The sequence below is a fragment of the Enterococcus sp. AMC1252 genome, from assembly GCF_058216515.1.
Genome location: NZ_CM177097.1, coordinates 1,721,639 through 1,737,439, shown reverse-complemented (window position 1 = coordinate 1,737,439; position 15,801 = coordinate 1,721,639). Strand labels below are relative to the sequence as shown.

General features: G+C 38.2%; 16 protein-coding genes, 1 pseudogene and 1 riboswitch. Of the genes and pseudogenes, 2 read left to right on the top strand and 15 right to left on the bottom strand.

Annotated elements, in window-relative coordinates; translation table 11 throughout:
* Position 1: 1 nt before the first annotated feature.
* From purH to purC, 8 genes are read right to left on the bottom strand one after another with little or no spacing between them, the layout of a single operon-like run.
* Positions 2 to 1,543 carry a bifunctional phosphoribosylaminoimidazolecarboxamide formyltransferase/IMP cyclohydrolase gene (gene purH, locus AC4BB5_RS08230; protein WP_490458862.1) on the bottom strand — a complete coding sequence of 514 codons (1,542 nt, stop codon included), beginning with the start codon at positions 1,541 to 1,543 and terminating at the stop codon, positions 2 to 4.
* Positions 1,543 to 2,124 carry a phosphoribosylglycinamide formyltransferase gene (gene purN, locus AC4BB5_RS08225; RefSeq protein WP_490458861.1) on the bottom strand — a complete coding sequence of 194 codons (582 nt, stop codon included), beginning with the start codon at positions 2,122 to 2,124 and terminating at the stop codon, positions 1,543 to 1,545. Before purN ends, purH begins: the two co-directional genes overlap by 1 nt.
* A gap of 2 nt (positions 2,125 to 2,126) precedes the next feature.
* A complete protein-coding gene (gene purM / locus AC4BB5_RS08220; protein ID WP_490458860.1) occupies positions 2,127 to 3,167 on the bottom strand; it encodes a phosphoribosylformylglycinamidine cyclo-ligase in 1,041 nt (346 codons plus the stop codon).
* 57 nt (positions 3,168 to 3,224) lie between these two features.
* The gene (gene purF / locus AC4BB5_RS08215) at positions 3,225 to 4,664 is read right to left on the bottom strand and encodes an amidophosphoribosyltransferase (RefSeq protein WP_490458859.1); all 1,440 of its coding nucleotides are present in this window, start codon (positions 4,662 to 4,664) and stop codon (positions 3,225 to 3,227) included.
* Positions 4,649 to 6,871, bottom strand: coding sequence for a phosphoribosylformylglycinamidine synthase subunit PurL (gene purL, locus AC4BB5_RS08210; protein ID WP_490458858.1), 2,223 nt, complete (start codon positions 6,869 to 6,871; stop codon positions 4,649 to 4,651). The genes purF and purL overlap by 16 nt, the downstream gene beginning before the upstream one ends.
* A complete protein-coding gene (gene purQ / locus AC4BB5_RS08205) occupies positions 6,868 to 7,551 on the bottom strand; it encodes a phosphoribosylformylglycinamidine synthase subunit PurQ (RefSeq protein ID WP_490458857.1) in 684 nt (227 codons plus the stop codon). Before purQ ends, purL begins: the two co-directional genes overlap by 4 nt.
* A gap of 1 nt (position 7,552) precedes the next feature.
* Positions 7,553 to 7,801, bottom strand: coding sequence for a phosphoribosylformylglycinamidine synthase subunit PurS (purS, locus tag AC4BB5_RS08200; protein WP_490458856.1), 249 nt, complete (start codon positions 7,799 to 7,801; stop codon positions 7,553 to 7,555).
* Between the two features lie 6 nt (positions 7,802 to 7,807).
* Positions 7,808 to 8,575 (bottom strand): phosphoribosylaminoimidazolesuccinocarboxamide synthase, encoded by a 768-nt coding sequence (gene purC, locus AC4BB5_RS08195; protein ID WP_490458855.1) that lies wholly within the window; start codon positions 8,573 to 8,575, stop codon positions 7,808 to 7,810.
* A gap of 254 nt (positions 8,576 to 8,829) precedes the next feature.
* Between purC and AC4BB5_RS08190 the strand changes: the two genes are divergently transcribed.
* Together AC4BB5_RS08190 and AC4BB5_RS08185 are read left to right on the top strand one after the other, a co-directional pair.
* Positions 8,830 to 9,216 carry a hypothetical protein gene (locus AC4BB5_RS08190; RefSeq protein ID WP_490458854.1) on the top strand — a complete coding sequence of 129 codons (387 nt, stop codon included), beginning with the start codon at positions 8,830 to 8,832 and terminating at the stop codon, positions 9,214 to 9,216.
* A 66-nt stretch (positions 9,217 to 9,282) separates the two neighbouring features.
* On the top strand, positions 9,283 to 9,606 hold the full coding sequence (locus tag AC4BB5_RS08185; RefSeq protein WP_490458853.1) for an inorganic pyrophosphatase: 324 nt from the start codon (positions 9,283 to 9,285) through the stop codon (positions 9,604 to 9,606).
* A 55-nt stretch (positions 9,607 to 9,661) separates the two neighbouring features.
* On the opposite strand, the gene purB is transcribed toward AC4BB5_RS08185, so the two are convergent.
* The 7 genes and pseudogenes from purB to AC4BB5_RS08150 all read right to left on the bottom strand — a co-directional run.
* The gene (gene purB / locus AC4BB5_RS08180) at positions 9,662 to 10,957 is read right to left on the bottom strand and encodes an adenylosuccinate lyase (protein ID WP_490458852.1); all 1,296 of its coding nucleotides are present in this window, start codon (positions 10,955 to 10,957) and stop codon (positions 9,662 to 9,664) included.
* A gap of 18 nt (positions 10,958 to 10,975) precedes the next feature.
* Positions 10,976 to 12,106, bottom strand: a complete 1,131-nt coding sequence (purK, locus tag AC4BB5_RS08175; RefSeq protein WP_490458851.1) for a 5-(carboxyamino)imidazole ribonucleotide synthase — start codon at positions 12,104 to 12,106, stop codon at positions 10,976 to 10,978.
* Positions 12,090 to 12,578, bottom strand: a complete 489-nt coding sequence (gene purE / locus AC4BB5_RS08170; RefSeq protein WP_490458850.1) for a 5-(carboxyamino)imidazole ribonucleotide mutase — start codon at positions 12,576 to 12,578, stop codon at positions 12,090 to 12,092. Before purE ends, purK begins: the two co-directional genes overlap by 17 nt.
* A 154-nt stretch (positions 12,579 to 12,732) precedes the next feature.
* Positions 12,733 to 14,058, bottom strand: coding sequence for a nucleobase:cation symporter-2 family protein (locus tag AC4BB5_RS08165; RefSeq protein ID WP_490458849.1), 1,326 nt, complete (start codon positions 14,056 to 14,058; stop codon positions 12,733 to 12,735).
* A 1-nt stretch (position 14,059) separates the two neighbouring features.
* Positions 14,060 to 14,641: a xanthine phosphoribosyltransferase gene (locus AC4BB5_RS08160; protein WP_490458848.1), complete on the bottom strand. Its 582-nt coding sequence runs from the start codon at positions 14,639 to 14,641 to the stop codon at positions 14,060 to 14,062.
* A gap of 83 nt (positions 14,642 to 14,724) precedes the next feature.
* A riboswitch (purine riboswitch) is annotated at positions 14,725 to 14,822 on the bottom strand.
* A gap of 112 nt (positions 14,823 to 14,934) precedes the next feature.
* On the bottom strand, positions 14,935 to 15,417 hold the full coding sequence (locus tag AC4BB5_RS08155; RefSeq protein WP_490459044.1) for a hypothetical protein: 483 nt from the start codon (positions 15,415 to 15,417) through the stop codon (positions 14,935 to 14,937).
* Positions 15,418 to 15,801: pseudogene (locus tag AC4BB5_RS08150) on the bottom strand (C40 family peptidase); the annotation flags it as partial. It lies immediately after the preceding gene.

The window sequence follows — 15,801 nt, the reverse complement described above, 5'->3', positions numbered from 1 at the left end:
TCTAATGTCTAAAGTGTCTGATATCAGTGAACACCATGGCAATTCCATATCTATCTGCCATTTCGATAGATTCTTGATCTTTGATACTGCCACCTGGCTGAACAATTGCCTTAATACCATGTTTCCCAGCATATTCAACACTATCTCCCATTGGGAAAAAGGCATCGCTAGCCAAGACCGCATCATTCATTTTTTCTCCAGCTTGTTTGAGTGCAATTTCTACAGAACCCACACGATTCATTTGACCTGCACCAATCCCTAATGTTTGGTGAGCATTTGCAACAACAATAGCATTACTTTTAACATGTTTAACCGTTTTCCAAGCAAATTCTAGCGCCTGTAGTTCTTCTTTCGTTGGTTGTCTTTTGGTCACAACTTGCCAATTTTCTGACTCTTCTTTAATAATGTCTTGGTTCTGAATAAGCAAGCCGCCTAAAACCGAAACTTTTTCATCTTCTACCGCCTGGTCTTTTTTAGAAAAATCTAACGTCATCAAGCGAAGATTTTTTTTGCTACTCAATATCTGAAATGCTTCTTTTGAAAAACTTGGCGCAATAATGATTTCAAGGAATAATTGATGCATTTTTTCAGCAACTAGCTCGTCAACTTGACGATTAAAGACCACGATTCCACCGAAAATAGAGACGGGGTCTGCTTCATAAGCAGATTGATAGGCTTCGTTAATTGTTTCACCGCTACCGATACCACAAGGATTCATGTGTTTGACTGCAACAACCGTTGGCTGATCAAATTCTCTAGAAATCCGAAGTGCTGCATCGGCATCTTTTATATTGTTATAAGACAATTCCTTACCGTGAAGCTGTTTTGCACTAGCAATCGAGAACGGTACTGGTAATGAATTTTGGTAAAACGCTGCTTGTTGATGACTATTTTCTCCATAACGCAATACTTGCTTTAGATCATAGGTCAATGTCAATGATTCAGGTTCTTTTTCCCCCGCTATCTCCGTCAAATATTCCCCAATCAACGCATCATACGCTGCTGTGTGACGGAAAACTTTTGCTGCTAACCGTTGTCTTGTTGCAAAGGTCGTCGTCCCATTATTAGAAAGCTCCTTCAGAATTTGATCATAGTCTTTAGGATCAACAACAACTGTCACAGATTGATGGTTCTTTGCCGCACTTCTTAACATGCTAGGTCCGCCAATATCAATATTTTCAATTGCTTGCTCTTGTGTTACATCTTCTTTCAAGATTGTTTCCTTAAAAGGGTAAAGATTTACGCAGACAAAATCGATTGGCTGAATTTCGTGCGTTTCCATTGCTTCCATGTGACTACCTATATCACGTCGCCCTAATAAACCACCATGAATTTTAGGATGCAATGTTTTTACCCGACCATCCATCATCTCAGGAAAATTAGTTACTTCTTCAATTGAAATCGTCGGAATTCCTTGCTTTTCAAGTTCAGCTTTTGTTCCTCCTGTCGAAATGATTTCAATTCCTAGTTCTACTAATCTTTTTGCAAAAGCGGTCACTCCCGTTTTATCTGAAACACTGATCAACGCTCTTTTTTTTGTCATCAACAATTCTCCCTTTGCTGTGTTTTAATAATTTTTGCTAAGATATTTGGAAATAACTCATGTTCTACATTATGGATTTTCTCTTCTAAACTAGCAAGCGTGTCGTGGGATTCGATCACTACTTTTTCTTGAGCGATGATTGGACCGGTATCCACTCCATCATCAACGTAGTGGATCGTTACACCAGTTTCACTTACATTCGCATTAAAAGCATCCTCGATTCCATGTAAACCTGGAAAATCCGGCAATAATGAAGGATGGATATTGATTATACGATTTGAAAAAACTTCTAATAATGTTGGACCAACAATTCTCATGTAACCAGCCAAAACAACTAGATCGATTTGTTCTTCTTCAAGCAAATGAAGCAGTTCTGCTTCATACATTGCTTTTGAGGCAAAATCTTTCGGCGAAAATGAAATAACTGGAATTTGCATAACCTTTGCTCGTTGCACCACATAAGCCTCTTTTTTATCACAAAATAGCAAAGGAATCTCTGCATCGATCATTCCATCTGCAACAGCTTGCGCAATCGCCTGAAAATTGCTCCCATTCCCTGAGGCAAATATCGCTAGTTTCATTTTTACACCTCATTAAAAATAACAGCATGCTCATCTTTTGCAGTAATTTTACCAATAATATAACTAGGCTCATTTAGTTCATTTAAAATGGTTTGAACCTTAGCAACTTTTTCAGGCGAAACAGCTAAAACCATGCCAATTCCCATATTAAAAATCTCATACATTTCCATTGTTGGAATCTGACCATATTTTTCCAATGAAGCAAAAATTGGCAATATCGGCCAACTGCCTAGCTGAATCTCCGCTGATAACTCTTTTGAAAGCATTCTAGGAATATTTTCTACAAAACCGCCACCTGTAATATGAGCCATACCATTCACTAATTCCTGTTTTATTAGTGGAAGTATTGACCTTACATAAATTTTTGTAGGCGTCAGAAGTTCATCTCCTAATGCTTTTTCATTTAGCTCTGGAATAACGCTTTCCCCTGTGAGTTGGTGTGTTTCAAAGAAAATTTTACGTACTAGTGAATAACCGTTTGAGTGGATACCACTTGATGGCAACCCAAGAAGAACGTCTCCTTCTCTAATATCGGCACCTGTAACTAATTGACTTTTCTCTGCAATGCCAACTGCAAACCCAGCTAGGTCGTAATCATCCTCACCATACATCCCGGGCATTTCGGCTGTCTCGCCACCAATCAGTGCTGCACCTGCCTGTAAGCAGCCTTGCGCAACACCAGAAACGACTTGTTCTAACCGTTCCGGCCTATTTTTGCCAGTCGCAATATAATCCAAGAAGAAAAGAGGTTCTGCCCCTTGCGCAATAATGTCATTGACGCACATCGCAACACAATCGATCCCAATCGTATCATGCTTATTTTCTTGAATCGCAACCATTAGCTTTGTTCCTACCCCATCTGTCCCTGATATCAAGACAGGCTCCTTCACGTTCACCGTACTTAAATCAAAACAACCTCCAAAACCACCAAGTGCTCCCATCACACCAACACGTTCTGTCCGTTTAACGTGCTTTTTGATTCTTTCGACTACCTCATAACCTGCTTCAACATCAACACCAGCTTTTGCATAGGCATTTACCATTTTGGTTCCTCCTACTCTATTAATAAACGAGTGATTTTTTTACTTCTCTTCATCAGATCAAGCAAAACCAATTTTTTCTTGCAGAGATGCTTGGTATTTTTCAGCATAATCGTATAATGGCGTTGGATAATCACCATTAAAATAAGCCATACAAAGTCCTGAATAAGGTGCATCATACTTCAATCCGATCGCATCGATCAATCCCTGCTCACTTAAAAAGCATAATGAATCAGCTGTGATCAAGCGCTCGATTTCAGAAACCGAATGATTCGCTGCAATCAACTCTTTTCTTGTTTGAATATCGATTCCATAAAAACAAGGAAATCTCAGTGGAGGCGATGCGATGCGCACATGAACTTCTTTAGCCCCTGCATCTTTGAGTAATTGTACGATTCGACGACTTGTTGTTCCACGCACAATTGAGTCATCTACCATGACTACTCTTTTTCCCTCAACTACACCACGAACTGCCGAAAGTTTCATTCGAACACCTTGTTCTCTCAATTCTTGTGTCGGTTGAATAAACGTACGAGCGATGTACTGATTTTTTACTAAACCCATTTCATACGGTATACCGCTAGCTTCAGCATACCCACTAGCAGCTGATAGAGAAGAGTTAGGCACACCAACAACCATATCTGCTTCGATTGGTGACTCCTCAGCTAATCGTTTCCCCATGTTTTTACGTGCTCTATGAACATTTATGCCTGCGATATTCGAATCCGGCCGAGCAAAATAAATATACTCCATTGAACAAATTGCATATTGGGTATCTTCCGTGTACCTTTCAATTTTATATCCCGTATCATTAATGATGACCATTTCACCAGGACCTACATCGCGAACAAAAGAAGCGCCAATGACTTCAAGTGCACAAGTCTCACTTGCAATCACATATGCACCATTTTTCATTTGCCCAATTGATAACGGGCGAAACGCATTAGGATCAAGTGCTGCGATCATTGCGGTTTCCGTCATTAGCAGATAAGCAAAACCACCTTTGACCGTTTGCAAACTTTCTTTAAGTTGGTCAATAAATGATGGTTGTTTACTGCGTCGAATCAAATGCATCAAAATTTCAGTATCAGAATTGGAATGAAAAATCGCACCGTCCTGTTCTAGTTCTTTCCGCAAACTTTTAGCATTCGTTAAATTACCATTGTGTGCTAAACCACATGCACCATCATAAAACTTGAATAAAAATGGCTGAATATTATCTACACTCCCATTTCCAGCGGTTGCATAACGTACATGACCAATCGCTGAATTGCCGCTTAGAGAAGCTAAGGAACGATCATCCTTAAACACTTCGGAAAGCAAACCTAATCCTCGATAACCATTTAACTTTCCATTCTGGTTTGATACGATGCCAGCACCTTCTTGTCCTCTATGTTGCAGACTATGCAGACCAAAATAGGTTACACGAGCCGCATCAGGATGGCCCCAAATACCGAAAACACCACATTCTTCATTTAAACTTTTCACTTCATAAGACATGGAATCGCTTCCTCCCACAACACCTTGGCTGTTTGTGTCAATACCTCTATTTTTTGGTCTCTTGCTTGAATACTGATTGTTCCATTATCCGTTACTTTCCCAATAAGTTGTCCTTTACCGTGCAGCATTTTTTCGAATACATCACGATTTTCTGACTTGATTGATAGCACAAATCTTGACTGTGTTTCAGAAAAAAGGAATGAAACAGGCATATTCGCCTTTACCTCTAAACCATAGCCTTTTTTAAACACAGATTCAGCTAGGGCCACACCTAATCCACCTTCTGAGCAATCATGAGCACTTTGGACCATTCCTGACTGAATCGCAGCTAATACTAATTGCTGGTTCTCCTTTTCAGTAGCTAAATCAAAACCCATTAATTTCCCTTCAATAAAACCAAGGCTCATTTTTTGCAGTTCACTGCCATTAAAATCAGCTTTTGTTTCACCAACTACATAAATCAAATCGCCAACATTTTTAAAATCTTGTGTTGTAATATCTGACAAATCTTTGACTAATCCTACCATTCCGATTACTGGAGTAGGATAAACCGCCTGACCGTTTGTTTCGTTATATAAAGAAACATTTCCAGAAATCACAGGTGTCTCTAGTACTTCGCAAGCCTTAGCAATTCCATCAGCCGAAGTCCAAAGCTCCCAGAACACTTCTGGTTTGTCTGGTGATCCATAATTTAAACAATCCGTAATCGCTAATGGTTGACCGCCACTCGCTACAATATTTCTTGCAGCTTCTGCTACGGCAATTTGTCCGCCAATTTCTGGATTTAAGTACAGGTAACGAGCATTACAATCCGTCGTCATTGCTAATGCTTTATTTGTCCCACGAACTCGTAAAACGGCTGCGTCACTGCCAGGTAAAACCACTGTATTTGTCCGCACTTGAGAATCATAGGTTTCATAAATCATTTTCTTTGAGGCAATCGTGGGTTGTTGCAACAGCCTCAACAAAGTTTCTGTCCCATCTTTTATATCAGGTTGAAAGTCTGCCAATGATTCAAATTTTTTGATTCTTGCCGGCTCCTTACATTCTTTAGTATAAACTGGAGCATCTTCTGCCAATGCGTCTACAGGTAAGTTAGCCACCTCTACCCCATTATGATATAAACGATATAAGCCATCATCTGTTACTTTTCCGATCGTCACTGCTTCTAACTCATACTTTTGAAACAGTTCGACAACTTCTGCTTCATGGCCTTTTTCAACACAAATCAACATCCGTTCTTGAGACTCTGAAAGCATCATTTCATATGGGGTCATCCCTGATTCACGTTGGGGCACATCATCCAGGTCTAAAATCAGACCAGAACCTGCTTTAGAAGCCATTTCCGCACTTGACGAAACTAAACCAGCTGCGCCCATATCTTGTATCCCAACTAAAATATCTGAATGCTCTAAAATCAATTCCAAACACGCTTCAAGTAATAATTTTTCCATAAATGGATCCCCTACTTGAACAGCTGACCGTTGTTGCTCTTCTCCTTCAACAAATTCTTCTGAAGCGAAAGTCGCACCATGTATACCGTCACGTCCTGTTTTCGCACCGACATACATGATTGCATTTCCTACCCCTTTTGCTTGCCCTTTTTGAATATCTTTATGGTCAATCAAACCGACACACATTGCATTTACTAAAGGATTGCCCTCATAACAGGGATCGAATGCTACTTCTCCACCAACCGTTGGAATACCAATACAATTTCCATAGCCGCTGATTCCCGCTACAACTTCTTCTAAAAGGTATTTTGTTCGATCATTGGTCAGTTCACCAAAACGTAATGAGTCTAAAATAGCAATCGGTCGTGCCCCCATACTAAAAATGTCCCGAATGATTCCACCAACTCCTGTAGCTGCTCCTTCATATGGTTCGACAGCAGAGGGATGATTATGACTTTCTGCTTTAAAGACAACCGCTTGGCCATCACCAATATCAACGATTCCAGCGCCTTCACCTGGTCCTTGCAAGACTTGCGGTCCTTCAGTGGGAAATTTTCTTAATACCAGCTTTGAATTTTTATAGGAACAATGCTCACTCCACATTACAGAAAATAGTCCTGTTTCCGTATAATTCGGCATACGGCCTAAAATATCTTCTTCAATCATTCGATATTCTTCATCCGTCAAGCCCCATTCAGAATAAATCCGCTGGCTTTTAATTTCTTGCGGTGTTGGTTCTTTGACTTTCATCATGCGTTTCCCCTAACCTTTCCGAAATTTTCAATGATCGATTTAAAGAAAACCAACCCATCATCAGAACCTAACAATGCTTCCACTGCACGCTCTGGATGCGGCATCATCCCTAGTACATTTCCTTTTTCATTGACGATTCCAGCGATATTTTCTAAACTACCGTTTGGATTTTCATCAGCATACGTAAACACAATTTGCTGATTCGCTTTTAATTGTTCCAATGTTTCTTCATCACAAAAATAATTTCCTTCTCCATGTGCTATTGGCAATTGAATCACTTCATCTTTTTGATATTCTGAAGTAAAATTCGTTTGGTTGTTCACCACATTTAAACGAACAGTTTTGCAAACGAAATGAAGAGAGCTGTTCCTAAGCAACACACCTGGCAAAAGCCCCGCTTCTGTTAATATTTGAAATCCATTACATGTGCCAAACACAGGTTTCCCTTCATCCGCAAAACGAATCACTTCATTAATGATTTTTGAAAAACGAGCAATTGCACCACATCTAAGATAATCACCATAAGAAAATCCCCCTGGTATCAACACACCATCAAATCCAGCTAAACTATCTGCATCATGCCAAACATACTCAGCCTCGACACCTAAAACATCCTTGACTGCCCACAACAAATCCATATCACAATTTGATCCTGGAAAAACAAGTACTGCAAATTTCATTTTAGACTTCCTCTCCGATTTCATATCGATAGGTCTCCATATTGACGTTAGCTAATAATTTGTCACAAATTTCTTCAATCACAGTTTCAATCGGTCGATCAATTGCTTTTACTTTAATTTCAAAATATTTTCCAATACGAATTTCTTCAATTTCTTCAAATCCAAGCCGATGGACAGCCCCTTTAACTGCTTCACCTTGTGGATCTAAAACAGAATCTTTATATGTCACATACACTTTTACGTTATACATACTAAGCTACTCCCCTTCTTGATTAAATGTTTGATTTAAACGGTCTAGTACTTCTTGATACACAGGTACTAAGTCCCCTAAATCTCTTCGGTAAACATCTTTGTCCAAATGATCATTTGTTTTTTCATCCCATAGACGACAAGTATCTGGTGTTATCTCATCAGCAAGTATTATCGTTCCATCTTCTCTTCGTCCAAACTCTATTTTAAAATCAATCAATCGAATACCGATCTCCTTAAACAACTCAATCAATACTTGATTTATCTTGCCAGCTTCTTCTTTTATCCTTTTGATTTCATGATCTGACGCAATTTGTAAAATCTTTACATGGTCACCATTAATGATTGGATCGTCAAGCTGATCATCTTTGTAATAAAATTCTAAAACTGGAAAATCAAGCACCTCACCTTCTGAGATAGCTAGGCGCTTTGCAAAGCTCCCTGCCGAAATATTTCTAACGACAACTTCTAAAGGAATCATTTCAAGTGCTTCTACTAATTGTTCGTTTTTTGATATTTCTTTAAGAAAATGGTTGTGAATTCCTTTTTTCTTAAATTGTTTAAAAATAAGTGACGTAATCTGGTTATTTAAGTTTGCTTTTCCTTGAACAACATCTTTTTTAGCGCCATTTAGTGCAGTTGCTTGGTCTAAGTATGCCACTCTTAACACACCAGGATCATCTGTTTTAAACAACTTTTTAGCTTTCCCTTCATATAACAACGAACTACTTCCCACTAAACATGCCACATCCTTTTCCGTACATTTTCCAAACATTTCTATTTTAAATTCGTATTTTATTCATTTTAAGTTTAACAAGACAATGATAAACCGTCAACTTTTTATTAACATTAAACATTGAAACTATTTAAAACGTTCGTCTTTAAGCGTATGGATTAAGAACACTATAAAAAAACCTGTAAGCATTTACAACTATTTGAAAAAGTGGTATGCTAAATAAAAGTAGAATAGTAGAAATTCCACTTTTATTCATTTGCTATTAGTGGTGATTTTTAGGAGGGAACACAGGAATGACTAGCGATTATAGCAGTTTAGCTCAGGATTTTTTGGCAGGATTATCACCTGAAGAAAGGACAAAATTGTACAATGATTTACTCGCATTAGAAGATGTCCATAAATTAAATCAATATAGTTCTTATTACACATTTAAAAACCTAAGACGAGCAGTTCATCGTCATTCAGAAAGACGTAAGCGAACGTTTCGCTATATGAATAGTTTCAACAACGAATTAGTGATACACCAGATTCATGAACAACATTTTTTCAAAAATAAATACTGTATACATGTTTATTTCAATTCACAAGAATGTACGTATCTTCTTATCGATTATTTGCTTTCTGTATTAAAAGCACCAAAACCTATAGCATTGCGTACATTTCAAGAAATTACTATATAGAAAAAAATTGCGACTGAAACTCACAAGGTTTTAGTCTTTTTTTATGACTACAAAGGAGAATACAACATGGAAAAATTAAAAGTAAAAGTGACTGTCGACAGACCAGTTGGATATAAAGATTCTTTTGGCACAATCTATTCAATCAACTATGGTTATGTCGCTGGTGTGATTGGCGGTGATGGCGAAGAACAAGATGCATACATCTTGTCTATTCCTTCTGTAGAGGTGAATACATTTATCGGCATTGTAACAGCTGTTATCCATAGAAACAATGACATTGAAACAAAATGGGTCGTGATCCCTGAAAATACATCGATCTCTGAAAAAGAAATCATCGAACAAACTTATTTTATAGAGCAGTATTTTGATAGTTATGTCGAAATGCTCTGATCAAAAAAAGTAGTGAACTCACATTAAATCGTGAACTCACTACTTTTTTTCGTTATTAAGCTAAACCAACACGTTCAAAAATAATATCTACATTCTTTAAATGATAATTGTAATCGAATGCATCATCTAATTCCTCTTTAGATAAAATGGATGTGATTTTTTCATCTGCTTCAAGCAACGGTCTAAACGCCGTTTGGTGATCCCAAGCGTAGGCCGTTTTTGGCTGTACTAAATCATACGCGGCTTCTCTAGCCATCCCATGATCGATCAATTTCAACAAAACACGCTGACTATAAATCAAGCCGTAAGTTGCATCCATATTGCGTTTCATATTTTCAGGGAATACAGTTAAATTCTTAACAATATTTGAAAAACGATTCAGCATATAATCTAGTAAAATCGTTGTATCAGGGATAATGATTCGTTCTGCTGATGAATGAGAAATATCGCGTTCATGCCACAATGTCACATTTTCATAAGCTGTCACCATATGCCCACGAATGACACGGGCAAGTCCCGTCATATTTTCAGAACCGATAGGATTTCGTTTATGCGGCATCGCAGAAGACCCTTTTTGCCCCTTAGCAAAGAACTCTTCCACTTCTCTAGTTTCCGACTTTTGCAAACCACGAATTTCAGTCGCAAACTTTTCGATACTAGTCGCAACCAAGGCCATTGCTGATAAATATTCAGCGTGTAAATCGCGCGGCAATACTTGCGTAGAAATTTCTTGGGCACGAATCCCCAAATGATCACAAACATATTCCTCAACAAAAGGTGAAATATTCGCAAAAGTGCCTACTGCCCCACTGATTTTTCCAGCTTCTACACCTTTTGCTGCATGTTCAAAGCGTTCAACATTTCGCTTCATTTCTGAATACCATAATGCTAATTTCAAACCAAACGTAGTGGGCTCAGCATGAACACCATGGGTACGTCCCATCATTACTGTATGTTTATGTTCTTTTGCTTTTTCACCAATAACTTCAGTGAATTTTTTTAAGTCGTCTCGCAAAATATCATTTGCTTGTTTCAATAAATAGCCGTACGCCGTATCCACTACATCTGTACTTGTTAAACCATAGTGAACCCATTTGCGTTCTTCACCTAAAGTCTCTGATACAGCTCGAGTAAATGCAACCACATCGTGCCTAGTCTCAGCTTCTATTTCTAAAATCCGCTCTACATCAAATGATGCATTTTCGCGAATTTTTTGCACATCCTCTTTCGGTATATCCCCTAATTCAGCCCAGGCTTCATCAGCTAAAATTTCTACTTCCAACCAAGCATTGTAACGATTTTCATCTGTCCAAATAGCACCCATTTCAGGTCGTGTATAACGATCGATCATTCGTTTTTGTTCTCCTTTTTAATCCCAAATATTGGTTTGATATATGTCTTCTAAGGTCTCAAAAATATCTTTTGTTAAAATAGTGATATGACCCATTTTTCTATCTTTCTTTGCCTCGGCTTTACCATAATAATGGAAATGCCAATTCGGTTTTTCAGCAATAACATCCATGGTTTCATAGATTTCATTCCCTAAAATATTAACCATTACGGCTTCTGATAATAACTCGATTTCAGGTAGCGGCCAACCGCAAATACCACGAATATGCGCATCAAATTGACTCATCGAACAAGCCTCGATTGAATAGTGCCCTGAATTGTGCGGTCTCGGAGCAAGCTCATTCACATAGATACCACCATTACTAGTCAAAAACATTTCTACAGCTAACGTTCCCGCTAAGTCAACTGATTCTGCAATGACACGAGCAATTCTTTGGGCTTCTTCAACCACTTCTCCGTCTACGCGAGCTGGCGCTATTGTTTCGTGTAAAATATTATTACGATGGATATTTTCCACCACAGGAAATACCGTAATCTCTCCTTGCCCATTTCCGCTGACCAATACAGAGATTTCCTTTTCGTAAGGAATCCATGCTTCTAAAACACAAGTCCCTTCTCTTAGGATATTCATCGATGGGGCTAAATCTGATGTGCTATACAAAACAAATTGACCTTTACCGTCATAACCGCCACGTGTCGTCTTCAACACACAAGGATAACCGATACCGTCAATGGCATCTTGAATATCCGTTGGGCTTACAATCGTAGCGTATGGAGCGATCACGATATTATTTGCTTCTAAAAAAGATTTTTCAAGCAGGCGATCTTGTGTAATCGCTAAAAGATCTGTCCCTTGTGGAATACTTACTAAATCTTGAACTTGCATCAATGCACCAACATCCACATTTTCAAACTCGTACGTTAAAACTTGCGAGCGTTTTGCCAGTTCTTCTAAGGCTTCTATGTCATCATAATCAGCTAACAAATGCCAATCAGCGACTTGAGCAGCAGGACAATCAACAGTTGGATCTAAAACGCCAACACGAAAACCCATTTCTCGTGCACTTAACGCCATCATCCGACCTAATTGTCCGCCACCAATAATACCGATCATTTGTCCCGGTAATAGAGGTTTATTCAAGTTCATCACTACTTTCCATCACAGTTTCTTCAAGAAATTTACGTCTTGCTTCTAATTTCCCTGCTAATTCTACATCATACATGGAAAGCATGCGAACTGCAAGTAGTCCGGCATTTTCTGCGCCAGCTTTGCCAATAGCAGTCGTAGCAACAGGAACACCACTAGGCATTTGAACAATGGATAACAATGAATCCAGCCCATTCAAAGCTCTAGATTGAACTGGGACACCAATGACAGGCAGTGTTGTTTTCGCTGCAATCATGCCAGGTAAATGTGCTGCGCCACCTGCACCTGCAATAATGACCTTAACACCACGATCACGCGCTTGATCCGCAAATTCAAACATATAATCAGGTGTCCGATGTGCTGATACAACTTTTTTTTCATAAGAAACATCAAATTCATCTAAACAATCGCACGCGTGCTTCATGGTCTCCCAATCAGATGTACTTCCCATAACTATTGAAACTACGACAGACATAATATTCCCCTTTCTTTACTCTTATTATATTTTATCAACGGAAATCTTACGTGTCAAAATAAAATCGAATATTATAGTTTTTTTTAATCTTATTGTTCGTATTAGACAGACAAAAAAAGAAAAACCAGAAAAATATCCGGTTTTTCCTGTATTATCATTCCTCATTTTGCTCTTCATTCTTTAATCCATTAAACAACAAATTTAATATAATCGCTGTCAGACTGCTCATGACAATTCCGTTACCTGTAAACATTCTCAATGTTTCTGGCATTTGCTGGAATAATGTTGGCATCATGTTAAATCCTAAACCAAAGCCGATTGAAATAGCAATGATCAGTAAATTTTTATCATTATTGTAATCAACTTTTGATAACATTCTCATTCCCTGAACAGCTACCATACCAAACATCACTAACATTCCTCCACCTAACACAGGTTCTGGAATAATTTGGGCAATGGCACCAACTTTTGGCAATAAACCTAAGATAATCAAGAAAAAAGCGGAATAATAAATAGGTTTTCTCGTTTTGATCCCCGAAAGTTGAACCAATCCAACATTTTGAGAAAAACCAGTATAAGGGAATGTATTAAAAATCCCCCCTAAAATAACTGCTAAACCTTCTGCTCTATATCCTTTTTTTAGTTCTTCTTCACCAATACGTTTTCCAGTGATATCCCCTAACGCAAAATAAACCCCTGTTGATTCAACCATACTAACGATCGAAATAATGATCATCAAGACAATTGAAGAGATATCAAATGTTGGCGTACCAAAATAAAAAGGTTGAGGAAAATGAAACCATGTCGCTTCACCAACAGGGCTTAAGTTAACCTGTCCTAGGATAGCTGCAAGAATTGTACCACCGACTAAGCCAACTAAAACAGCAATAGACTTTATGAATCCTCGACCCCAAACTTGAATCACAATAATCAGTGCAATTGTTACAAAGGCTAAAAGCAAATTCGTCCCATCACCAAAATTAGGATCTACCGCTAGACCTCCACCCATTTTTTCAACCGCGACTGGAATCAACGTTAAACCAATTACGGTGATCACCGTACCAGTCACTAATGGTGGAAATAGCTTTTTGATTTTCGAAAAAATCCCAGAAATGAATACAACAAAAATTCCTGAAGCGATAATTGAGCCATAAATTGCGCCTACACCTTTATCATTACCGATCATAATCAACGGAGCTACTGCTTGAATCGCACAGCCAAGCACCACCGGCAAACCAATACCGAAAAATTTATTAACCGTCAACTGCAATAACGTTGCTATCCCACACATAAAAATATCGATTGAAATCAAATAAGTCATTTGTTCTGAATTAAAATTCAACCCTGTTCCAATCAGCAATGGTACAGCCACAGCTCCAGCATACATCGCTAACAAATGCTGAAGACCCAACACCGCTGCTTTTCCGTTCCCTGTTTCAGTTTGACCCACTAGATTTTTTTGTTCAGTTTTACTTTCCAAGTTATGCATCCCCCTCAAGAAATTCGACTTCGCCATTTTTTAAAGAAGCAATGCGAGCTAATGACACAACGCGCATCCCCATTTCTTCTAATAACTCTCGTCCATCTTGGAAAGACTTTTCAATGACAATCCCAATTCCATCTACTTGAGCTCCTGCCTGTTGACATAATTCAACCAAACCTTTAGCAGCTTGACCATTTGCTAAAAAGTCATCAATGATCAACACTTTATCTTCACTTGATAAGAATTTTCTTGAAATTGAAATTTGACTTGTTACTTGCTTAGTAAACGAATAAACCGATGAAGTCAATAACTCTTCGTCCATTGTTAAGCTTTTGGCTTTACGAGCAAAGATCATTGGTACTTCTAATTTTTTTGCTGCAAATAGCGCTGGTGCAATACCTGATGCTTCAATTGTAACAACTTTAGTAATGCCTGCATTTGCAAAGACTTCAGCGAAACGATAGCCTATCGCTTCCATTAAATTCGGATCAACTTGATGGGTAACGAAACTATCTACTTTTAAGACACCTTCCCCTAAAACACGGCCATCTTCTTTGATTCGTTGTACTAATTCTTCCATTTTTTCCGACTCCCTCACCAATTTTTAAATACGACATTTCTAAAAAAACAAAAAGACTCTTTTCTGCGTAAGCAAAAAAGAGTCTAGGACACTTCTTCACTTATAGACCAACATTTACGGTGTTGGGTAGAGACGGCCAGCCTTATTCTGACCATATATAAGCTTCTTGTATTAGTATACAATAGTACAAAACTCTGAAAATTTCAATGAAAAAAACAATTTTCATTGAAATTTTACAGAGTCTCTTATTGATTCCACTAATTATTTAAAATTTGTTTTCATTTAAACTTTATCTATCTTTTAATAAAAGCAGGTTTTCCACCCGTAGTTAGTGCTGTATTTTTAGGAACTAATTTTATTTCAATTGCTTCTAAACGTTTTGATAAGCCTTGCGTTCCAGCAGATTGTCCATTTTTTGTCCAAGCTTGCCAGCCATAATCTTGAGAGTGAACACGATAATGAACATCATACTTAGTAGCTGCTGCACCTGTCAATTGAATTTGAATAGCTTCTAATCTTTTCTTCTTACCTGTAGTTCCACTAAGTTCATTATTGGATTTCCAAGCTTGCCAGCCAATATCTTGGATATGAGTTTTATATTGGATATTCCCACTAATTGAAGAATCTAACTTGATTTGAATTCCTTCTAAGCGTTTTGATTTTCCAACTGATCCGCTCGTCTGCCCAGATTGAACGTAGTTTCCCCAACCAAAATCTTGAAGATGAGTTCTATAGCTTACTAGTTTTGAATTATTATTATTATTGCTATTTTTGATTACTCTAACAGCAAAACTCGGTTTAAAATAAGTAGTTGAATTGATTTTCACGACTTCTTTTTCATTTGGCGCGTGTATATATTGCCCATTACCAATGGCAACCGCTACATGATAAGTATTTCCTTTGGCACCCCAAAAGTATAAATCCCCTGGTTCAGCTTGTGCAACGCCGATTTGCTCTCCAGCTTTTTCTTGAGGAACAGTATAATCCCCAATATTTTTTCCAGTTACTTGTAAAAATACGTAGCGTGTCAATCCTGAGCAATCAAATACATTCGGACCTTTTCCACCCCACGCATAGGGTTTACCTAAATGTTTTTTTGCTTCAGCAACTACTTGATTTTTTTGAGATGTCGAAAATGCGACTGCACTCCTAGCTGCTGG